This window comes from Desulfosporosinus sp. Sb-LF (assembly GCF_004766055.1).
Classification (GTDB): Bacteria; Bacillota; Desulfitobacteriia; order Desulfitobacteriales; family Desulfitobacteriaceae; genus Desulfosporosinus.
In genome coordinates this window covers 515,029-537,958 of sequence record NZ_SPQR01000001.1, presented here as the reverse complement: position 1 = coordinate 537,958, position 22,930 = coordinate 515,029, and the positions used below count along the sequence as shown (strand labels likewise).

The window sequence follows — 22,930 nt, the reverse complement described above, 5'->3', positions numbered from 1 at the left end:
GATATTCCAAATTACTCCTCATTCATTTAGGCCCTTATCATCCATAATAATTCACGATTTCACTGCAAAAAGCACTATTGCTAAGCTAGCGATTATCCACGGCGACAATCATAAGAGAAGGTACTTCCGCCAAATTATAATCGATTGGAGAAACTAACTCTTCTTCTTTTTCGTAAAGCATCCTCACAAAGGGACGATTCGGGAAAGCGGAGTTTTGTCTTACAACATTTCCTCTTTGCCCGTTACTCAATAAAATTCCAGAGCCAGATGGGTAAACGGCAATATGTTTTTTAAATATCTCTAGCATTTGTGGATCAAAATGTGAGTTTGACTGAGCAACAATATATTCGTAAGCATCATTAGGCTCGACGGCCTTTCGGTAAACTCGTTTACTCGTCAATGCTTCATACACATCCGCAATTGCAGCTAATCTTCCGTACTCATGAATTTCGCTTCCCTTGAGTCCTCTCGGATAACCAGACCCATCCCATTTTTCCTGATGTTGAAAGGCAATATGAGAAGAAAGCAAACTTAAATCATTGTTCTTACGAAGTATGTCAAACCCATATGTCGCATGTTGCTTGATCTCTCCAAATTCTTCTTCTGTCAGTGGAGTCTTCTTGTTCAGAATGTACTCTGGGACTTTTATCTTTCCGATATCATGCATGAGAACACCCATGCCAAGCTCGATTAATTTCGGTTCTGAATATCCAGATGCAATTCCTAAGACAAGGGCTAGTATAGTTGTGTTGACCGAATGATGAAAAGTATAGTCATCATATCCCTGTATCTCTGACAAATTTCCCAATATATCCGCACTGAATAACAAGTCGTTAATCATCTGCTGAATGGTCTTGCGAATATTTTCCACACTTAGGGCATCTTCTTGACCACTTTCGATGTATTTGCTGACTTTTTCAATAGTATGATAGGCGGCCTCTCGAGTTTGAGCAGTAATTGCCGTTTGAAATTCTACATCATCCAGCCGATCATCCAGAATAAACAAGACGTCATACCCCATAGTCTTTAAACGTCCAATATATGATGCCGTCAAGCGAACCCCTGCTTGTAATAAAACCATACCAGAAGAATTGATCACTTGTCGAGCTAAAATTGATCCTTCCTCAACATAACGTATGTTTACCAAACGCATGAATCCTTCACCCTATCTTAAGTTAATGTCTGTTCCAGTCCCTCCCTACGAATCTGTATAATTCGTCAAAATATATTGAATAACCTTCTCCAAATACCCAAGTCCTTGAAATTTTCCCTTTAGTCCTATTCTAAACCCCTAGTCAACCTATAGTACATTTATTAAAAAAAATAATATTTAGACCAGCTAAAAGTACAAAGGCTATAGCAATCGGTACAACGTATTCAAAGGTTCACCAACACACTGACACAAGTGTTTTGAAAACAGGGGAAGTTTCCTCCGGGTTGGTCGAAAGAAGAGCTCCTCCAGCTGCCTTAAAAATGTAGGAATATACCCAACCAGCAACTGTTGTGTAAAAATCCATAATTAGGAAGGCGCTTAACACCCCTGCACTACCGACTCAATACCAAGGTCGATGAGGTTCCAATGCTTTGAACGCTCCGTCAGCATTCGCTTTTGTATGCCGACCATAGCAAGGCAGAGCAGATATACCAGTATGAAAGCAGCCCCTCCATTAGCCCAATAACATATGGGAATTTCCAGATGTTTCCTAGTCCCACTGCGGAACCAAGTACCGCAGCTACAAGACAGTCTCTGTCAATCGAAAGCGATCTACATCGACTAACCCTAAATCTGTCAACTTTAACTCAGGAATCACCGGTAGTGAAAGAAAGGCCAGTGTCATAAATGGATCCACACTTTCACTAATTCCCAGAAGATGTGCTTTCTCATGTAACTCATTCAGGGTTTGAGTAACTGGTTCAGCCTCCTGATCTGTCATAAGACCGGCAATCGGTAAAGGCAACTTCCCAATCACATGATCTCCATCGACTAAACAAAGTCCGCCACCCATTTCCGCGCAGGTTTGAATCGCAAGATTCATTTCCTCATCACTCATTCCTACGACGACCAGATTGTGAGAATCGTGAGCAACCGTTGAAGCAATAGCTCCTTTTTCCAACCCCAGGCCTTCAACAAATCCGACGCCGACATTCCCGGTCCCATGATGCCGTTCGAGCACCGCAATTTTTGCGATTCCCTGTGCCTGGTCTGTCTGAACAAACCCATTCTTTACCGGAAGTTTCCGCGACAAGGCTGCCGTCACCAGTGAATGCCCCTTAACCCCAATTACCTGAACTTTGGCGTGATTCGCTTCCTTTTCTCTAGCTGAGACTTTGAGTTTATTATCGGACCAGTTACCAAGATTAACACTCTCGGTTAACCCCGCTATACTGAAGCGTGGAAATCGCAGACGTTCTCTCCTACTAACATCACTCCCACTTTGTTTTACCCCACGCCAATAGACTTCCTTGATGTCAAATCGATTAAGATCTTTTAGGATAACGAAGTCCGCTTGATACCCGGGAGCCACTGCACCCAATCGAGGAAGCCCAATTGCTCGCGCCGCATTAATCGTCGCCATTTGGATTGCTCGTATTGGATCAATACCAGCCTCAATGGCGAGGCGGACAAGGTGGTCGACGCTTCCTTCCTGGATAAGGTCTATTGGATGACGATCATCTGTCACAAAGAGGCACTGTCCTGAATTTTCCGACGTCACAGCCGGTAAAAGGTCCAAAAGGTTTTTGGCAGCGCTTCCCTCTCGAAGCATAACATGAAACCCACGCCGTAGACGTTCTCTAACCTCTTCCACCGTAGAACATTCGTGTTCGGTATGTATCCCAGATTTATAATACGCATTTAAATCCTGGGGAGATATTCCTGGAGCATGACCATCCTTGAACATCACAGGAAGTTCTAACTTTTCCACCATGTCTGGTTTTGCTTCGATGACTCCCTGATAATCCATTACTTCTCCAAGTCCTATTACTTTTGGATCCGCAATAAATTCAGCTAAATCCGCAGCTCCAAGATGAGCCCCGGAAGTCTCCAGCTCTGTTGCTGGAACGCAGGAGGGAAGGGCTACAAACGTGTTAAAGGGTAATGTGTCGACACTGTCAAGTATGTAACGAATGCCTTTGACCCCTAAAACATTGGCAATCTCATGGGGATCCACCACAGCCGTAGTTACTCCATGGGAAAGAAGGAGCGAACAAAATTCCTCAGGACAGAGAAGAGAGCTTTCAATATGAACATGCCCATCGATCAGTCCAGGAACAACATAGTTTCCACACAAGTCAACTTCTGTCTCCGCTTCTTTGAATGACCCAATACCGACAAAATTCCCTTCATGAATCCCGATTTCCGTTTCGTGAATTTCACCCGAGAAAACATTGACCAACCTCGCCCTTCTCAGTACTAGGTCAATTTTCACAAGCCCTCGAGCTTCATCCATCCTCTGCTTAAAACTCGACATTTACTTCTTACTCCCTCCGAATACAGATAAGGACAGTTCTTAACTTGCCTATTTCCTTGATTCTCATGCAAGTCACGAACTGTCCATATTCCTCCCTATCAATGTGCAACAAGTTGAAAATCTCTTACAGGAGTCCTACCCTCTTCATCACTCGATTTATACTGCGTGTCGAGCTTTCTTTGAGCCGCGGTACATCGATCGTTAAAAGCTGCCGATCTTGCATCACGATTTGCCCATCTACCATTGTGAGACGCACATCTGATGAAGTCGCTTGATACACCAACTGTGAATAGACATCAACGTGTTCATTAGGCCAAGTGTGTAAACCCTGTAAGCTAACAACTGCCAAATCCGCTTTTTTCCCGATTTCCAAACTTCCAAGATCATGTTCGTGTCCTATGGCCCGAGCACCACCAAGGGTTGCAAGTTCAAAGACCTTTTGGGCTGGCATTACCGTCGGTCCATGCAACGGTTTTTGAATCAAGGCAGCGTGGCGCATCTCCCTGAACCCATCTAGGTTATTACTACAAGGAGCTCCATCTGCACTTAGGGAAATCTCTGCCCCGCGCAAAATAAGTTCCGGAATCGGCGCGATCCCTGAAGCCAGTTTCAAATTTGAAGAAGGGCAATGGGAGATCCTTGTTTTACTCTGAACCAGGATTTCTTTTTCCGCTTCATCCAGCCAGATGCAGTGAGCAAGAATAAGCTTCGGGCCGGTTAAGCCAACCTTATCTAAATAGATGATATTGCGCATTCCGCGAGTGCTCTCTACAAGCTGGATTTCTCCTCGATTTTCTGAAGCGTGAGTGTGCACAAAGGCATTTTTCCCACGAGCAATTCGCGAAACTTCTTTTAATAACGTATCGGTACAGGAAATAACGAAACGAGGCGTGAAAACAACTTCCAGTCGCCCATTTCCTTTCCCGTGATATTTCTCATATAAGTCCACACTTTCTTGCAAAGAATCCTCCGTCGTCTCCTGCAAAGAACGTGGAATATCTCCATTCGGATCATCCATCATTACCTTTCCCGCCAAAGCCCTCAGGCCACTGGAGAGGATAGCCTCAAAAGCATGTTCCGTGTGATGCACGGTTTCCATATCCACGATCGTCGTAGTCCCTCCAAGGAACAATTCTCCAATTCCGAGTAATGCGGAATCGCTTAAGGATTCAGAATCATGACCGCCTTCTAGCGGCCAAATACGTTGTTTAAGCCAATCCAAAAGTTCCAAATCATCCGCCTGTCCCCGAAAAAGAGTCTGGCAGAGATGAATATGAGTCTGAATCAAACCGGGAATCAGTAAATCACCACGGAGGTCGATCACTTGATCTGCCTGTTGTTCAATAACTCCTCCCACCGCCACAATCTGAGACCCATCGACTAGTAAATCTCCTTGAATAATCTCTCGTTGTGCATTCATAGTCACAATCTTAGCATTCTTAAAAAGAGTAAGCATATCTATTCCCACCCTTTCCCTTCTTGCGAAGGGCTTTTTCCTCATAAGTAGGGGCAATTCGTGAATTGCCCCTACAGAAACTTTTGGGAGAAATGCGTTCTAGCACATATCTCTCTAAGACATTTATAGGGTTAGATCAACCGCCACCGAGTATAAAGTGAATGATAAATAGGACCGTTAAAGTATATGTGACAGCATTGTTTTCCTTGTGCTTTCCAGTAACTAATTTAATAATTGTAAAAGACATAAATCCAAATGCTAAACCTTGAGCAATAGAGAACGTTAAAGGCATCATGACTATCGTCATAAAGGCTGGAAAAGCGTCTGTAAAGTCCTCAAAGTTAATTTGAGTTACTTCGCTCATCATCAAAACACCCACTAAAATAAGAACAGGTGCAGTCGCTTGTCCGGGAATCAAGCCAACTAGTGGTGCAAAGATAATCGAGATTGCAAAGAGAGCTGCGACTGTCACTGCAGTCAAGCCGCTTTTGCCACCTTCGGATACACCAGATGCACTCTCGATGTAAGAGGTCACCGTAGGGGTCCCCATAGCAGCCCCAAACATTGTCCCAATTGAGTCCGCCATCAGAGCTTTACCGGCACGTGGTAAATTCCCTTTCTCGTCCAGAAGGCCAGCTTTACGGGAAACTCCGAGCAGTGTGCCAATATTATCAAATAAATCTACAAACGTAAAAGCAAAGAGAATTGAAATTAGGCCATAGTTAAAAGCACCCATAATATCCAAATGGAACGCGATCGGCGCGATTGCTGCAATAGGATTAGTAGGACTGACAAAACTGGATATCCCTGTTGGAAGCGGAGAAACGCCCATAATCATACTGAAAATTGTGGTGAAGAAAATTCCGATCAACATGCCACCCTTGACTCGCTTCGCCATTAAAAATCCTGTCACAATCAAGCCAAAAACAGTCACAAGTACACCAGGAGATTTCATGTGACCAAGTGCGACAAACGTTGCTGGATCCGCTACAACTAGACCCCCATCTTTTAGTCCAATAAAAGCAATAAACAGACCAATCCCGACCCCGATAGAGAGCCTCAACACCGGAGGAACTCCTTCGATAATCCATTCCCGAACCCTTGTTACGGTCATTAGAAAAAAGACAAAGCCAGAGATGAAGACTGCTCCAAGTGCAGTTTGCCAAGGAAGCTTCATGCCAAGTACTACAGCATACGTGAAGAACGCATTAAGCCCCATGCCTGGAGCCAAGGCGATCGGATAGTTTGCATACACACCCATGATCAATGTGGCGACCGCTGCAGCAATAGCCGTTGCAGCAAACGTCGCATTCACAGGCATTCCAGCATCCTTCAATATATTCGGGTTAACAAAAAGAATATAGGCCATGGTCACAAATGTGGTGATGCCCGCGAGAATTTCAGTCCGTACGTTTGTCCCTAATTCCGATAAATGAAAGATTTTTTCCAATAAGCCATTGGCATTACTTGCCGGTGGCATATTCTTTGGCATCGTTGACATGCACAGCCCCCCCAAAATAATTTCCCCACATCATCCCTGTATCCGAACAAATTTGCGAATAACAAGAATATGTTCTTGTGCGCCTGAGTTCCACTCAGATAGTCGACTTAACTTGACGTGCCATATTCAGTTTACTTTTAGGTTTCTACTTATTGTCTTCTAGCTTCTCCCTAGTTTACACAGTTTAGTTTTCTGTATCCCTCCCTTGTTTCATCTCTGCTAGCGCTTGTAGAATTTTTTCCGGAGTCGCTGGTAAAGACGTGATCCTTACTCCCACAGCGTCATCGATCGCATTGATTACGGCTGCGACCGTTGGTAGCATAGCAGGCTCGCCAAGCCCCTTTGCTCCAAAAGGGCCCGTACACTCTGCCTCTTCTACGAAGAAGGCTTCTATATTAGGCACATCTAAGGCCGTGGGAATCAAATAACTGGAAAAGGCAGGATTTTTAATTCTTCCCTCTTGTAATTCCAGTTCCTCAAGCAAAGCGAACCCAATTCCTTGGACTACCCCACCTGCAATTTGCCCTTCTACTTGTGTAGGATTTAAGGCTTTTCCAACATCATGAACTGCAACGACTTTTAGAACACGGACAATTCCTGTTTCGGTATCGACCTCAACTTCGGCCGACTGACATCCGAAAGAATAAGGCCAGTAGGGAGCCCCCTGCCCGGTTTCTGGATCAACCGGGGTCGAACGCGCAGTCGAACTCTCTGCACTGATAAACCGTTCACCATTTATACGAGCCTGAAAGACCATGTCAGCCAAGAACATCCGGCGGGTAGGATCACCCTTAACCCCGATAAAGCCCTCTTTTAATTCGATTCCTTCCGAAGTCGGACAAGAAAATTTGTGTGCTGCATAATCCAATAAACGAACTTTCGCCTGACGAACTGCTTTCAGTACTGCATTCCCTGTGTTATAGGTTTGCCGAGTTGCTGCCGTCGTCCCCGAATCCGGCGTCGCATCTGTGTCGGCTGAATAGACACAGATATCCTGAGCTTGAAGACCAAGTTCTTCTGCAACGATTTGAGCATAGATCGAGTTACTTCCTTGACCCACATCAACAGCCCCGGTCAGTACCGTCGCCGAGCCGTCGTCATGAATTTCCACAAAGGCACTAGAAACATCCGGAAAGCCGTTTCCATAACCCGTTCCGTACCATGCACAGCCTAAACCGATTCCCCGTTTTTTCATACAGTACCCTCCCCTCTCTGGAGATAAGGTGCGATTTTTGCTAGACACTGGTCAAGAGGGACACTACCAGTGAGCACCTGTCCAGTGGCCGTCGTACTTCCCACCCTAAAAAGATTGCGCAATCGAATTTCAAGAGGAGAAATCCCTAGTTCCTTTGCCAAAAGATCCATTTGGCTCTCGTACGCAAGTACGGTTTGAGCCGCTCCAAACCCCCGCATTGCTCCTGTAAAGGGGTTGTTGGTAAACACTGCATAGCTATCAATGGAAACATTCGGGATTACATACGGTCCGGTACCATGAACCGCCGATTTACGCAAAACATTAATACTCCACGAAGCATAAGCGCCTGCATCCCCGATAATTTTGGCTTCCATCGCCACTAGTTTACCCTCTTTCGTCGCACCTGTTTTATAATGCATCCGCATGGGATGACGCTTGGAATGAGAATAAAATGACTCTTCCCTGGTGTTTTCCATTTTTACCGGTCTGAGCGTCGTCTGAGCCATTAAAGCTGCTATGATCTGGAGAGAGATGTCTTCACGCCCTCCGAAAGCCCCTCCTACAGCCAAAGTTTTAACTTGGACCTGGCTAAAGCGTAGACCTAAAGCGTGGGCGATTTCCCCACGATCATAGTGAGCATATTGGGTTGCAGTTTGCACCACCATATGTCCGCGTTCATCTACATAGGCTAGCACTGCCTCTGGTTGCAAAAAGGCATGGTCAACGTGTTGCGTATTGTAGTCTTTTTCTATCACCACATCAGCTAGGGCCCAGCCCTCTTCCATCGTTCCACGACGAATCGGCATATGAAAGAGGACATTCGTTGGGCGAAGATCTGGATGAAGAGGGAGTACGTCAGGCATCATGGCCTCCTCTGGATTAAACACCGCGGGCAACACCTCATAATCCACTTCGACAAGTTTCGCCGCAGCTCTGGCAATTTCCAAGGTTTCAGCCCCAACCACGGCTACTGGGTCTCCGACCATGCGCACATAATCTGCTAAGACAGGCTGATCACGAAAAAGCACGCCGTGCGAATTATGTGGGACATCTTTTGCCGACAATACTGCCACCACACCGCCTAAGCCCATCGCCTTTTCGATATTAATTCCTCGAACTCGGGCATGAGGATGAGGGCTACGCACAACCACCCCATAAAGTTGTTCCGGCAAATTCACATCAGCCGGGAACTTGGTCTGCCCGAAAACTTTCCCCCACGCATCTTCTCGGACAACCCTGGAACCCACTACGGTTGTGTTCATCTTACCCCCTCCTCAGCTGCCAATTTAACGGCACGCAGGATTTTATCATATCCAGTACAACGGCAAAGGTTTCCAGACATGGCAACAGCTATTTCGGCATGGCTAGGATGTGAGTTCTTGTCAAGTAAGTTTTTCGCAGAAAGCACCATGCCAGGAGTACAAAAACCACATTGCACAGCCCCAACTTCAACAAAGGCCTTTTGCACTGGATGTGGTGAGCGCCGATCTCCTACCCCTTCGATTGTGGTGATTTCACACCCGTCGGCCTGAGCTGCGAGAATAAGACAGGAGTTCACGGTTTTCCCGTCAATGATCACGGTACAGGCACCACATTCTCCTTCTCCACATCCTTCTTTAGTTCCCATAAGCCCTAAGCGAGTGCGTAAGACATCCAATAAACGTTCACTCGGGTCAATGTTCAAGTTATAGGTCTTCTGATTAACAACAAGTTGAATGTCTATCATGCCTTTTTCCCTCCCTCCGAAATAAGCGTCGACACAGCCTCACGAAAGACTCCAGACACTGCTACTCGTTTATATTGTGCTGACGCACGTGCCCCAAGGGCCTCCCGGACAACCCTTTGAACTTCTTCAACCCCTCGTTCGATCCAGACCCCATTTAATTCCCCGTCGCTTAATTTCTGAGAAAATGATTCACTCAAGAAAGCACGTCTGCCCACCGCGCCTAAGGCAACACGAACATTCCCTGCCTTCGACCCATCCATTTCAACGGCTACGGCTACACTCAGTCGAGCAATGGCTAAAGCCTGACGTCGTCCCAGTTTGGCAAACCCACTTTTTAAGCCTTTTAGGGGGATACGAAATCCTCGAATGAGGGTCTCCTGTGCAAGAAGGGGCGAGCGACTCAATAGGGTCTCTAGCGAAACGACCTCATCACCCTTCTTTGAAATGAGATGAACTTCCGCTCCCAACGCAAGTAACGGTGGTAATCCGTCCGCAGCGGGCGAGCAATTACCTAAGTTTCCACCCAATGTCGCCTGGTTCCGAATTTGCGGAGAACCCATAGTTTGACAAGCCAGCCATAGGGCAGAAGCATTCCTCAAAACGAGTTCACTCCGTCCCATGTCAGCGAAGGTTGCCATGCTACCAATATCCAAATACCCATCAGTTTCCTTGATTTCACTGAGTTCTGATATCTTCCCTAGATCGATAAGACCTAACGGCTGAGCTTTACCAGTTTGCATGTGGAGTACGAGATCAGTTCCTCCTGCCAAAAAAGTCCCCTCAGATGTCTGTGCTATTTCAAGAGCATCACTTACACTCCGCGGTTGATAATACTTCATTCTCCCACCCCCTCATAGTAAACACACAAAAAGCAACCGCAATCACAATACCCCATAAACCATTCCTGGCTCATAGAGAAGCAATTACGGTTGCCTCGTAGAAACCCTTGATCCAATTATCAAGGATATATGAGTATACTTTAGACTATTCACTTTTTTCTTAACACTATACTTATTCGTCATTAATCTGCATTTTCCTACTAAGTTCGATAATAAATTAATTTACATTTATAGAATTTTTATCACTACTTGGTATTTTATTCAAAAATAAAGGCTTTTAGTTCAACTCGATCACTTGAGTATCTTCTATACTCTGAGAATCGGCGGGCTCAGAATTCCGCTTTCCATAATTCCCAGCAAAACCGACGACCCTATAGCACGAGCTTTCTCTGAAACAGTCCAACAATATTCCTGATGCCCTCGGGGATCGATATCTCCTATTTTAACATTTGCAGGGATACAAGTATTGGTTCTTAATAACCCTCTTAATGTACCATCAATGGTAGAAAGAACTTTTTCAGATCTTACCCCGTCATCAATTTCACCCAAACTATCTCCTGCTGAAACCTGTTCTCCAATGTCCCGCTTAGCTTTGAAGATTCCAGCCTTGGGCGAATAGACAACCCGCTCCCGAGAAAACCCCGCTATTACCCCAGGCGTGCCAGTATTAGGTTGTGCCGCCCCAGCATAAATGAGTTTGCCCAAATAATGCCCACGGTTAGTTTCAACGACGAGATCGACATCAACTCCCGCTGTAAAACCAGGCCCCAAACCAATGGTCTGTGGAGCCATGTCTCTCTTTGTCCCTAAGTTTCGTTTGGCCATGATAGCATCAACTAAGACAACAGGATTGAGTTTAGAGAGGGCTTCAAGATGAGGGTCAACCAAAATTGGAATTTCCCCTGCTTTCCAAGCAGTTTCGCAATCCACAATGGAATTCTCGACATAGCAAGCCGAAACCCCCTCCACTTGCCATCTTTTTTCTGGAACAGCCGTTCCAAAACAAACCGGCCAACGAACCATGAGCGGCTTAGCTACTTCTGTCATCACCACTCGAAACCCTGCCTTTGCCAAAACCCAACCTACTCCTGAGGCTTGTTCCCCAGCCCCGCGCACGAGAATCACTGGTCCATTCATGAGAAGTTTGTTTACCATCCGTAGTTTCTCCTTACCAAGTTAACTAGCAATAACCGTCAGATCCGTTAAGAGTTTTCAATAACGCCTGGTATTCTTCTGGCGTATCAACATCTTGAAATGAACTTTCTATAACAGGGAACATCCTCCATCGTTCAGGGTAACGATTTAGGACTTCTCTTCCCCCTTGTTCCTCTCGGAGGGACAAAAGCTCCTGAACATATCTCCGATGGAAAAATACAGGCGACCCCGTCTTATCACCAGCAATCGGCACTAGAAAATCTGGGACATTATGTATCACCTGTCGCAAACAGGCTTCTAATCCTTGTGCCGTAATCCCTACTTGATCGCCGGGTAGGAAACCAATCACTTGAACTTCGTTGTTCAAGTCTTGTAAACCCAAGCAAATCGTTTTTGCAAGGGGTTTAGGACTCGGTACTTTAAGCCAAAACCCACCACAAGCGCGGAACCTGTTAATGTCCTTCACTGACAAATAGGTCTCTATCGGGTATCTAGCTACAACTCGAATATCTGTTAATCTCGAGTAAGAGGATAAATCTCCAAAGGATTTATCTTGGGGCTTAAGTGCCTCGAAAGCCTCAAGCACCGTTTGAAGCACATAACCGAGCACAGTCGTTTCTCTCCAAGGAAGTGCAAGTTTATCTTTTCCCATCCGGGTAGCGAGGCCAGCCGCCATCACCACAAATCGAACCACTGTAGTTTTTCCCCCTTGGCATCCCCCGCGGCTAATCTCAAATGCTTAGGTCTATGGTTTTGTTCGTCCAAATCCTGCCGAATTCCCACCCACCTATGGCAAAGCTCTTGTAGATCCTTCGGGCTCATTGATTCTTTGTTTTCTGCGCATTCATCAGGACTGTTCAGAAGAATAACCCAAGACAAATGCCCATATCTGGGAGCGAAAACAGGAGATTTCAAAAAGTAACTCCAAGCGTTCTCCGCATTCCAAACTTGCCCAAGTAAACCTTGACAACGCTCCGGCCTATGAACTTGAGTCTCCTGAAGGATCTCTCCCCATAAGCCACGATCAACAACCAAAACTGCACATTTCGTGAACATAGGGATTTGAGGTTCATGGGGACCCCAGCATTTCAACTTGCGCTCACGGGCCCCATCACCTTCGATTACCCAAAAACGTTTAGGTATAGAAAGGAGATCTCTAGCAAGGGCATCATTAACCATTTTTATGGATGGACCGACCCATTTACCGCTTTCATCCTCTACTTTAGCATACCAAAAGCATGCATTCTCTTGGTCTTGTAGCGGCGGTAAAAGATTTCTCCAAGCTTTAAAATGTTTCTCCGGAAAAACTTTCGTCGTGGTCGTTGCAATGACCAGCTGCCCTGCGGATTCAATTTCTTGAGTTATAGATCGAAGACAAGTCGTCTTTCCTCCGGCCCCAATGAACGTAATGACCTGGACCCTTTCTGTCATATCCCAAAGACCGCCGCTTGCCCAATCCGAAGTTGGCCCTGTTAATGAACTAACCATGTTTTTCTCCTGTAGTTTTTTTGCAGGGGCGATTCATATATTTATCGCCCCACAGACGCCGTTATTTCTTATAAGGTGTTTCACGTAGAGGGAGGACACACCTAAGCTTGCCATCATACTTGTAATAAGCGGAATTAACCGCTGGCGTGATCGGAATAGAAGCAATCTCGCCCACCCCTTTGGCGCCATAAGCTAGCGGGGAGGAATTCTTCTCAATGATTATAGACTCTATTTCAGGCATTTCCGTGGAACGGAAGAGACCCAACGTCCCGAATTTAATGGTTGGCCTACCCTTTTCAAGGGGAAAATCTTCACGCAAAGCATAACCTAATCCCATGGCTATCCCGCCTTCAATCTGCCCTTCCACTGCCTTCGGATTGATGGCCCGACCCACATCGTGTGCTGCCACAACCTTTTCCAATTTCCCTTGTTCATTTAACAATACAACATTTGTTGCATAGCTATAGGCAACATGGCTAATTGGGTTTAACTTGTCAGAATTCATCGGGTCAGTACTTCCGATATACTCTCCCTTGAATTCGCGACCTTCCAACCGCTCTAAGGAGGATTCATGCAACGCTTGCTGAAGTTTAAGAGCTGCCTGGCGCACAGCTTCACCGGAAAATAGGGTTTGACGCGAAGCAGTTGTCGTACCAGAATCAGGTGTTAAAAACGTATCGGGTGCGTTAACTTCAATACTTTCTAATGGTAAGCCGGTAGCTTCATTAACAATCTGAGTCGCGATAGTAGCAAATCCTTGTCCTATGCAAGCAGCACTTGTAAAGACCACTGCTTTTCCATTAAGGATTTTCAGTTTTACCCGACCAGTATCTGCAAGACCGACCCCAATGCCTGTATTTTTCATAGCACAAGCAATACCCGCTGCAAACGGATGAGACTCATATACTTCACGAACCGCAATTAACGTTTCCTTAATCGCCGTCCCCTCATCTGTTATCTGACCCGTGGAATTCACCATGCCTGGTTCTAGAGCATTAAGATAACGGATTTCCCACGGAGAAATCCCCACCTTTTCTGCTAAGAGATCCATGTTGGTTTCCGAGGCAAAAGCAGCCTGAGTCACTCCAAAACCCCTGAACGCCCCTCCCGGAGGATTATTTGTATAAACACATAGACCCGTAATATCTACATTGGGTATCTGATAAGGCCCGCTGACATGGGTACATGCGCGTTGCAAAACAGCGGTCCCTAGTGATGCATAGGCTCCTGTATCCGCCACGATATGAGCCACCATAACGGTCAATTTACCTTCCGCATCACACCCTGTTGTTATATCCAATTCCATAGCGTGCCGCTTGGGATGTACCAAAATACTTTCCTTACGGGACAAGGTGAGTTTCACAGGCTTTTGAGTTTTCATGGCCAGTAAAGCCGCATGATGCTGGACGGTTAGATCCTCTTTGCCACCGAAACCGCCTCCGACCAACTTGCTGATCACGCGAACCTTTTCCGCCGGAAGGCCAAGAATACCCATGATTCCATGTTGGTCATCATAAACACTTTGATCTCCAACATAGACAATGACTCCCCCATCTTCTCCAGGGATAGCCAAGGCGCTTTCTGGCTCCATAAACGCATGTTCTGTCGGAGGGGTAGAATAACGATGAGACACAACATGGGCGGATTTTGCCAGCTCTTCCTGGGCATTCCCTCGATTAATCTTCGTGGTGCTTAGCAGATTTCCCTTTGGATGAATGCTAGGAGCTTGATTAGCAAGCGCCTGTGTAGGGCTAAGTATCGGTTCAAGTTCTTCATACTCAACCTCAATTAAAGCTAATGCTTCACGAGCTTGTTTTTTCGTCTGGGCTGCCACGAGGACAATCGCATCTCCAACATAACGCGTTTCAGTCCCAACGGAGACCAACGTAGGCCAATCATGAAAAATATGGCCATGATCACGTTCACCTGGAATATCTTCCGCAGTCATGACTGCTTCTACACCAGGATAAGCTCTTGCTGCCGAAACATCAATGCTCTTGACAATTGCACGTGCATACCTAGACCTGAGCACTGCAGCGTGAAGCATCTGATCAAGGTACATATCATCGACATATTGTCCCGTTCCAAGAACTTTTTCACGAGCATCTACACGTTGTATGCTTGACCCTATCCCAGCCCCGTGCTGTAAAGTTGACTTAGGTTGGATCTCTCCTCGTAATACTTTAGCAGCTAGCATAATCCCTTGTTCAATCTTCACATACCCCGTGCAACGACAAATATTTCCCCGAATCCCCTCTTTGATTTCTTGAGCCGTAGGATTTGGAGACTTATCGATGACAGCCTTAGCACTAATAACCATTCCTGGTATGCAAAAACCACACTGGACTGCTCCCGCCTCGGCGAACGCCCAAGCATAAGCTTCTTTCTCTCGTTCAGATAGCCCCTCCACTGTTAAAACCTTTTTTCCAGAAACTTTCGCCAAGGTCAAGGTACATGCCCGCAACTTTTTACCGTCAACCAACAACGAGCATGCGCCACAGACCCCTTCGCCACACCCGTTTTTGAGCGAAGTCATATGGAGTTGATCACGCAAATAATCCATAAGGTTCATATCTTCTTGTACAGTATACACTGTACCATTAATTTCAAGATTAAACATTCTCCCCACCCTTTCTCCTCAGAAATGGTTTACGGAATAAATAGTTCCCTGTGGGGTTCTCCACCCCAAGTTTACCGTCCTGTACGACTTGCTTGCCACGTATAAAAACACGAATTGCTTGGCCTACCTGTTCAAAGCCCTCATAAGGCGTATAATCTACAGCTTGATGAAGGGTTTTCGCCGTCACCACCGATGAAACACGAGGATCCCACACCACAATATCCGCATCACTACCAGGTGCAATGGTTCCTTTACGAGGAAACAAGCCAAATAGTTTGGCCGCATTTGTGGATGTCAGTGCTACAAATTCGTTGATCGTTAATTTCCCAGCCATGACCCCATAGGTGTACAGCAACCCCATGCGGGTTTCCACCCCAGGTGCCCCACTCGGAATCTTACTAAAATCGTTTAACCCTAAGTCTTTTTGTCCTTTATAATTAAACGCACAATGGTCTGTTGCAACGGTATCTATGACCCCTGTTTTTAACCCAGACCATAATACTTCTTGATGATAAATCGGGCGCAGTGGGGGAGAAATTACATACTTTGCACCGTTAAAGCCCTCAGCGCTGTAAACGCTGTCATCTAACAAGAGATATTGCGGGCAAGTTTCAGCGTAAATCTCTAATCCTTTAAGCTTCGCATCGATCACAGCTTGTAGTGCTCCGCTGCAAGTGAGATGAACCACGTAGAGAGGAGCCTCTGCAAGCCGTGCCAGAGTAATAACTCTGGAAGTTGCTTCTTCTTCTGCTTCAGCCGGTCGTGTCAGCGGGTGATACTTAGGAGCCGTTTTCCCTTGAGCACGAGCATTCTGTACTAAATCAGCAATGACATCTCCATTTTCACAATGAACACAAACAAGTGCCCCACACTCCCCAGCCTGGCGCAATGCCTGTAACAAGGCACCGTCATCCACTTGCAAGACATTTTTATAGGCCATATAAAGTTTAAAGGATGTGACACCCTCTCGCTGTATCATTTCTCTCATTTCTCGTGCAACCTGATCATTCCAATCTGTGATTGCCATATGAAAGCCATAGTCTACGAAACACTTGCCATCAGCCTTCGCGTGCCAATTATCCAAGCCTTGTTTCAGGGTTTCCCCTTTAAACTGTGTCGCAAAATCAAGGATGGTTGTTGTCCCACCCAGCAAGGCTGCTTTCGTACCAGATGAAAAATTATCCGACGTCGAAATCTCTCCTACGGGAAGATCAAAGTGAGTATGTGGGTCAATTCCTCCTGGAAACAAAAAACAGCCATCCACAGAGATTACCTGATCACCAGGTTGCTTGATCTCGTAGCCAATAGCCACAATTCTCTCGCTTTCAATGCGGACGTCTGCTTGATACACATCTGCAGCCGTAACAATCGTTCCACCGTTTAACACTATACCCATGTTCATTTCTCCTTTGCGATGCGCGAAGTGAGATGCACGATGCGCGATACGCGAACATAGAACTTCAAACTCTCGAACTTCATACCACGCCACGGACGTAGAAGATAAAGAATTGACGCAGAGCACTTCCCTAGGGGAAAACGACTCTGCGCAATTCTTATTCAAAAAGCTTCTTAAACTAACGTTCGCTCTTCTCATTAATTATGCATGCAGTTTTCTATATACACTATGGGCATAGAGGAAACTTATGCAAAAATATGGGTTCCTGTCTTTCCAGCAACGGCATCTTCCAGCGATTCCGGGTTAGTAATGATCGCTTCTTTGCCACCATTCTCCAGGAAGTTAATAACCGACTGAACCTTAGGAAGCATACTTCCAGGAGCAAAATGATTTTCTAACACATATTGCTTCAGTTCAGCCAATGTTACCTTATCTAACGCCTTTTCATTCGGCTTGCCATAGTTCAGATAAACTGTTGGTACCCCAGTCGAAATGATTAACACGTCTGCCTTAATATCTGAGGCTAGAAGACTCGTCGCAAAATCCTTATCAATGACCGCGTCCACACCCTGCAACGAACCGTCCGCGCGTTTGACCACAGGAATTCCACCACCACCAACACTGATAACACAATATCCATCACGTACCAGTTTATTGATGACATCCTTTTCCACAATTTCTTGAGGAGCTGGAGAAGCCACCATTCGACGATACCCCCTACCAGCATCTTCAACCATGACCCAAGACGGGTTATTGGCTTGAATTAAATCAACCTGCTCTTTGGAATAAAACGAGCCAATAGGTTTTGTGGGTTTTTGAAAAGCCTGGTCATCTTCTGAAACCACAACTTGGGTCACAATCGTTACAGCCGATTTATCCATACCACGCTTTTTGAACTCATTATCCATGGCTTGTTGAATTTGATAACCAATAGCCCCTTGCGTATCTGCACCACAACTGACTAAAGGCACTCTGTGCATAGCCGCCACATCTGTCGCAATTTCCGACCTTCTTAAGATAAATCCAACTTGTGGGCCGTTACCATGTGTAATAATAACATTATAGCCCTGCTCGATCATCCCAACAATATGCTTAGCTGTTTCAACAACAGCCAGATATTGGTCCTCTACGGATTCATGCGCGTTATCACGAATCAGAGAATTCCCACCAATGGCTACTACAGCTAATGTACTCACTATTATTTTCCACCTACCATTAATGTCATAATAGCTTTAGCTGTATGCAAACGGTTTTCTGCTGCATCATAAGCGATAGAATGTGGTCCATCAATAACAGAGTCTTCAACTTCATTGTTACGGTCAGCAGGCAATGCATGCATATACATTACATCTTTGCTAGCAGTAGCCATCTTAGCTTCAGTGCACTTCCAGCTCTTATTTGCAACAAGAGCATCGTCAATAACTGCAGTAGCCCCAGCAACAGAAGCTCCAGTTTGGTCAGTAACCCAGTTGCCCCAACTCTTGGGAATAACGATATCAGCATCTTTATACGCTGCCGCTTCGTCATGAGTAATTGTCAGAGTACCACCATGTTTCTCAGCATTCTCTCTAGCTTGAGTAATAACCCACTCAGGAAGCTCCCAGCCTTTTGGATAAGCCAACCATACATCCATACCATAACGAGGGAAGAGTAGAACTTGGGTTACAGGCACAGAAATCGGTTTCTTGTGGCTCTCAGCGTATGCCCAGATGATCGAAATCTTTTTACGACGTAAATCTGAATGTTTCTCTTTAATCGTCAACAAATCTGCCAAACCTTGGAATGGGTGGTAAAGGTCACACTGTAAGTTCATGATCGGAACTGAGGACCATTTAGCCATTTCATTCAAGTAGTCATTTCCTCTACCCCAGTTGCAATATCGACAAGCAATCATATGTCCAAATCGGGAAAGAATGATCGCGGTATCCTTCGCAGTTTCACCATGGGCAACCTGCATTGTGCTAGAATCCAAGAAATTTGCATGCCCACCCAATTGAGCCATACCCGCTTCCATCGAGTTTCTGGTCCTAGTGGATTGCTCGAAGAACATCAAAAAGCCCGTTTTATTATGAAGATAATCAGTATCTTCGCCCATCGCAAACTTCCTCTTAAGATCTAAGGAAACGTCAAGCATTGTGTCAATTTCTTCTTTAGTAAAGTCCTCTAAGTTGATAAAATGTCTTCCTCTGAATACTGTATTCATTAATATATTCCTCCTAAAAATTGTTCGTTTTAACTTTATTACAGTAGCCATGAAGACTACAAAATTAATATAACTATCTCTGGCGCAACCTTATAAGTATCCTAAGGTAACCCCGGAGCGCAGTAGCGTTAACCGAAAGTCAACGCCTAATCGCGACAAAGCCCCCGTCGTCCCCAGCCACCCGCGACCTTGCAACAGGAGGCGTCATTACAGAATGAACACTTTAGTGGAGTCGCGTAAGCGGAGGCTGACGCTGAAGCGTGAAGAAACGTCGTGGTTCACATGCAGAAAGCACAAGGGTTTAGACGTTTTAGCTTCAGTGACAGCCGGAGTAGCGACGCAACGTGTGTGAATGGAGTAATGACGCCTCCTACTCCATTCAAAACTTATTTCTTAATCTCTACTAAATTCTCTGTATCCTTCGGCATCTTATCAGCATACTCCTGAACATAAATACTTGGAATCGCTGCATACATAGCTGCACAATCCACGAGTTCCTTTTTCCAAGTCCGCTCATTCGGAGCATGTGCTTGGTCTTCATGTCCTGGTCCAAAACCGATACAAGGGATTCCATAACGTCCCATGATTGAAACGCCATTTGTGGAGAATGTCCACTTGTCTACCACTGGATCTTTGCCAAATAATCCTTTGTAAGCATCCTCGAGAGTGCTGGTTACCGGATGACCCTCTTCAATAAGCCATGTTGGGAAATAGCATTCCGTAGGATAAACAAGATTAGTGTAGGATGGTCTTTCATAGGTGTACATCGTGACTTCCGCTCCTGCAGCTTTGACCGAAGGAAGGTTTTTAATCTGTTGTACAGCATATTCCCATGACTCTCCAGCAGTTAAGCGACGATCGACGGAGATCCAGCAGCTATCCGCAACTGCGCAACGTGAAGGAGAAGTATGAAAGATTTCCGAAACTGTCAAGCTACCTTTACCAAGAAACGGATGATCCATGAGGTTTTCATGTAAGCTACGAAGTTCTTGTAGAATCGGAGCCATTTTGTAAATTGCATTGTCGCCACGTTCAGGAGCAGAGCCATGACAACTAATACCTTTCGTCAATACCTTAATTTCCATACGACCGCGATGTCCGCGATAAATCTTGCCATCAGTTGGTTCGGTAATTACAACAAATTCGGGTACAACCTTGTCTTCTTTAATAATGTACTGCCAGCATAATCCATCACAATCTTCTTCTTGTACGGAACCGACAACAACCAGGGTGTAATCATCTTCTAAGCCAAGATCCTTAATAATCTTACCAGCATAGACCATCGAGGCCATTCCACCGATTTGGTCTGAGGCTCCTCGGCCGATGATGATCTCATCATCTTCAAATCCTTTGTAAGGGTCATACTGCCAATTTTCAAGACTACCTACGCCCACTGTGTCAATATGTGCATCCATAGCAATTAGGTGTTTACCATGTCCAATATAACCAAGAACGTTACCCTGCGGGTCAATCTCAACTTTATCAAAGCCGACTTTTTCCATCTCTTCCTTGATGCGAAGTACTGTCCCTTTTTCTTCACAGCTTTCCCCCGGGATGGCGATAAGGTCTCGTAAAAACCGACTCATTTCCGGTTCATATTTCTTTGCTAGATCAAAAACTTTTGCAAAATCTGTTTTCAAAATAAATTCCCCTTTCCGCTACTCTTGGATATTAGTCTGATCATGGTTTAATATGATCTTTCACGACTTAAATATTGCAAGAACCGTGCCAAGACTTATTTAGTCTTTAAGACAATCTTTTGCCTTGTTTAATGCGGCCTTAGCCTTAATTCACCGCAATTTGTCCCCATAGCAGTCTCATATTGAGACTGAATCTAAATGAAAATGCCTGATTATTCTCTCCAAAGCGGTTATCAATTCGACTTATTTTGCAACCAATCTCATTTTGATACATTCGTCTATCTATGATACACCAATCTTCATGGGCAATAAGACACCCTATTTAAACAACACAAACTAAGAAAATCTTTTACTTTCTTCGATTTGATATTCCTTAATCTTACGATAGAGAGATGCTCTGCTAATTCCCAATAGTTTCGCCACATCCTCCTTGTGCCCCTCGGTCTCCACGAGAGTTAAGGCCTTCATGATCGCTTCCCGTTCCAGCTCTTTTAAGTTTAAGGAGGAAATCTGGAATTCAGGTTTGGGTCCCGTTTTAATCCTTTGTGGCAAAAATTCCGAAGTAATCATACCTCCTGCCACCATTGTAACGCAGTATTCAATCACATTACCTAGTTCTCGAACATTACCCGGCCAAGGATAGCGGGTCAAGATTTCTATAGTTTCCTGGGTAATTCCGCTCACCGACCTGTCAGTTACCGTCGAATAATAATCCAAATAAAATTGGATTAACGCTGGAACATCTTCCCTACGATCACGAAGTGGCGGAATCGTTAAAGGAATTACATTTAATCGATAGTAAAGATCCTCTCGGAACTCTCCCGTTTTCACCATTTCATCTAAGTCTCGGTGAGTTGCAGCGATCACGCGAACATCCAGGGGAATTGAACGCGTACTGCCGATGCGTTCAACTCGTCTTTCCTGCAAGACTCTTAAGATTTTGACTTGCAAGTGAAGCGGCATATCCCCTATCTCATCTAAAAAGATCGTACCATTGTGTGACAGCTCGAATTTCCCTAATTTCCCCCCACGTTTAGCACCGGTAAATGAGCCTTCTTCATACCCAAACAATTCACTTTCTAGTAGATTTTCAGGAATAGCACCGCAATTTATGGCGATAAACGCATGCCCTTTTCGGCTACTACTCTGATGAATCGCGCGAGCTAACAGCTCTTTCCCCGTTCCACTTTCACCTTGAATCAATAAAGTTGCCTTACTAGGAGCCACGTGCAAAGCCATTGCCTTTAGTTCCTTCATCCGGGTAGAATTACCGACAATCTGAGAAAAATGGGTTTCAATTTCACTAACGGTAGCCGCTTTAACTAACTTCTTGATTTGCTGCATATCTCTAAGAGTAATAACAGCGCCTTCAATAACCTCATTGTTTTTGATAGGCACTACATCACAGTAGAGTTGAGTGGCGACCCGCTTCCCCTTGATCGGACCAGAGAACGGTTCACCCCGTTCCACTGCAAGCCAAAGTTTCTTATTATCTAACAATTGATATAAAGCGTGCTCTTTTTGCGCGTCAATATCCAACATCTTTCCAGCCAACGTATTATAATGTGTCACCTGCTGTTGGTTATTGATCAGAAGTATTCCATCATGTAATAGATTTAAGACAGTAAGCAGTTGACTTGTTAGCCGTTGTTGCTCATCATTCTGCTGACTTTCGACGACCTTTCCGACGAGAAGTTCGGCCATCTTTTCCAGAAAGAGCTGAAGGGACTTTTTATTGTCCATCAACCGTTTTGTCTGCTCCTCGTCAAAGCTGACTAAGCCAATAACCCCAATGATTTGATCTTCGACACGAATGGGTATCGCTACTTCGGCATACTCTAAACAGTTTCCCCGGCAAGTACAAGGCTGACAAAGCTCATTAAATCCGGGATTGTCAATAATAACCGCTACCCCAGTTTTCATCACATGTCGATAGACAAAACCCGCGTCCATGGGGCAACCGCATCGACTTTTATACTTTCCCGTCCCTGCAACCCGTATGAGATCGGCATCTGCAATTTCGACCTCGATTTTTAGCGCTTCAGCAATAGCGTCAGCAGTCTGTTGTACTGTACTTTTGATATCGCGCAGGTGATACATGCTTTACACCTCATATTATTTGCTCTAAATGATATTATATACGACTCTTAGGTGCTTTTCCCTAGTATCTTAATTCAAAAGGTGTAATAACCAAATTCATCAAACTAAAAGGGAAGCACCATAATCTCCAAAGACCGTGTG

At 45.2% G+C, this 22,930-nt stretch carries 18 protein-coding genes and 1 riboswitch; of the genes, 1 reads left to right on the top strand and 17 read right to left on the bottom strand.

Annotated elements, in window-relative coordinates:
* Positions 1-85: 85 nt before the first annotated feature.
* From E4K68_RS02620 to E4K68_RS02545, 15 genes are all read right to left on the bottom strand, one after another.
* Entirely contained in the window at positions 86-1,153 is a 1,068-nt protein-coding gene (locus tag E4K68_RS02620) for an HD-GYP domain-containing protein (protein WP_135377160.1), read from the bottom strand.
* Positions 1,154-1,733: 580 nt separating this feature from the next.
* The gene (gene ade, locus E4K68_RS02610; protein ID WP_135377159.1) at positions 1,734-3,470 is read right to left on the bottom strand and encodes an adenine deaminase; all 1,737 of its coding nucleotides are present in this window, start codon (positions 3,468-3,470) and stop codon (positions 1,734-1,736) included.
* Positions 3,471-3,594: 124 nt separating this feature from the next.
* A complete protein-coding gene (locus E4K68_RS02605) occupies positions 3,595-4,926 on the bottom strand; it encodes a 5'-deoxyadenosine deaminase (protein ID WP_135377158.1) in 1,332 nt (443 codons plus the stop codon).
* 136 nt (positions 4,927-5,062) lie between these two features.
* Positions 5,063-6,427 (bottom strand): NCS2 family permease, encoded by a 1,365-nt coding sequence (locus E4K68_RS02600; protein ID WP_135377157.1) that lies wholly within the window; start codon positions 6,425-6,427, stop codon positions 5,063-5,065.
* 184 nt (positions 6,428-6,611) lie between these two features.
* A complete protein-coding gene (locus tag E4K68_RS21350) occupies positions 6,612-7,622 on the bottom strand; it encodes a molybdopterin cofactor-binding domain-containing protein (protein WP_135377156.1) in 1,011 nt (336 codons plus the stop codon).
* Positions 7,619-8,884: a molybdopterin cofactor-binding domain-containing protein gene (locus E4K68_RS21345; protein ID WP_135377155.1), complete on the bottom strand. Its 1,266-nt coding sequence runs from the start codon at positions 8,882-8,884 to the stop codon at positions 7,619-7,621. Before E4K68_RS21345 ends, E4K68_RS21350 begins: the two co-directional genes overlap by 4 nt.
* Positions 8,881-9,348 (bottom strand): (2Fe-2S)-binding protein, encoded by a 468-nt coding sequence (locus tag E4K68_RS02585; protein ID WP_135377154.1) that lies wholly within the window; start codon positions 9,346-9,348, stop codon positions 8,881-8,883. Before E4K68_RS02585 ends, E4K68_RS21345 begins: the two co-directional genes overlap by 4 nt.
* Positions 9,345-10,187 carry an FAD binding domain-containing protein gene (locus E4K68_RS02580; RefSeq protein ID WP_135377153.1) on the bottom strand — a complete coding sequence of 281 codons (843 nt, stop codon included), beginning with the start codon at positions 10,185-10,187 and terminating at the stop codon, positions 9,345-9,347. The genes E4K68_RS02585 and E4K68_RS02580 overlap by 4 nt, the downstream gene beginning before the upstream one ends.
* 53 nt (positions 10,188-10,240) lie before the next feature.
* Positions 10,241-10,340: riboswitch (purine riboswitch) on the bottom strand.
* Between the two features lie 153 nt (positions 10,341-10,493).
* A complete protein-coding gene (gene yqeB / locus E4K68_RS02575; RefSeq protein ID WP_135377152.1) occupies positions 10,494-11,342 on the bottom strand; it encodes a selenium-dependent molybdenum cofactor biosynthesis protein YqeB in 849 nt (282 codons plus the stop codon).
* Positions 11,343-11,367: 25 nt separating this feature from the next.
* Positions 11,368-12,036, bottom strand: coding sequence for an NTP transferase domain-containing protein (locus E4K68_RS02570; protein ID WP_135377151.1), 669 nt, complete (start codon positions 12,034-12,036; stop codon positions 11,368-11,370).
* Complete coding sequence (gene yqeC, locus E4K68_RS02565; protein WP_135377150.1) at positions 12,018-12,830, bottom strand: selenium cofactor biosynthesis protein YqeC; 813 nt, start codon at positions 12,828-12,830, stop codon at positions 12,018-12,020. The genes E4K68_RS02570 and yqeC overlap by 19 nt, the downstream gene beginning before the upstream one ends.
* Positions 12,831-12,891: 61 nt before the next feature.
* The gene (gene xdh / locus E4K68_RS02560) at positions 12,892-15,450 is read right to left on the bottom strand and encodes a selenium-dependent xanthine dehydrogenase (RefSeq protein WP_135377149.1); all 2,559 of its coding nucleotides are present in this window, start codon (positions 15,448-15,450) and stop codon (positions 12,892-12,894) included.
* Complete coding sequence (hydA, locus tag E4K68_RS02555) at positions 15,443-16,846, bottom strand: dihydropyrimidinase (protein ID WP_135377148.1); 1,404 nt, start codon at positions 16,844-16,846, stop codon at positions 15,443-15,445. Before hydA ends, xdh begins: the two co-directional genes overlap by 8 nt.
* A 245-nt stretch (positions 16,847-17,091) precedes the next feature.
* Positions 17,092-18,042: a carbamate kinase gene (arcC, locus tag E4K68_RS02550; RefSeq protein ID WP_135377147.1), complete on the bottom strand. Its 951-nt coding sequence runs from the start codon at positions 18,040-18,042 to the stop codon at positions 17,092-17,094.
* Positions 18,043-18,044: 2 nt separating this feature from the next.
* Positions 18,045-19,049 carry an ornithine carbamoyltransferase gene (locus E4K68_RS02545; protein WP_135377146.1) on the bottom strand — a complete coding sequence of 335 codons (1,005 nt, stop codon included), beginning with the start codon at positions 19,047-19,049 and terminating at the stop codon, positions 18,045-18,047.
* A gap of 214 nt (positions 19,050-19,263) precedes the next feature.
* On the opposite strand from E4K68_RS02545, the gene E4K68_RS20260 reads away from it, so the two are divergent.
* Entirely contained in the window at positions 19,264-19,401 is a 138-nt protein-coding gene (locus E4K68_RS20260) for a hypothetical protein (RefSeq protein WP_158291359.1), read from the top strand.
* 34 nt (positions 19,402-19,435) lie between these two features.
* On the opposite strand, the gene E4K68_RS02540 is transcribed toward E4K68_RS20260, so the two are convergent.
* Positions 19,436-20,689 carry a YgeY family selenium metabolism-linked hydrolase gene (locus E4K68_RS02540; RefSeq protein ID WP_135377145.1) on the bottom strand — a complete coding sequence of 418 codons (1,254 nt, stop codon included), beginning with the start codon at positions 20,687-20,689 and terminating at the stop codon, positions 19,436-19,438.
* 336 nt (positions 20,690-21,025) lie between these two features.
* The gene (locus E4K68_RS02535; protein ID WP_135377144.1) at positions 21,026-22,789 is read right to left on the bottom strand and encodes a sigma 54-interacting transcriptional regulator; all 1,764 of its coding nucleotides are present in this window, start codon (positions 22,787-22,789) and stop codon (positions 21,026-21,028) included.
* Positions 22,790-22,930: the final 141 nt, after the last annotated feature.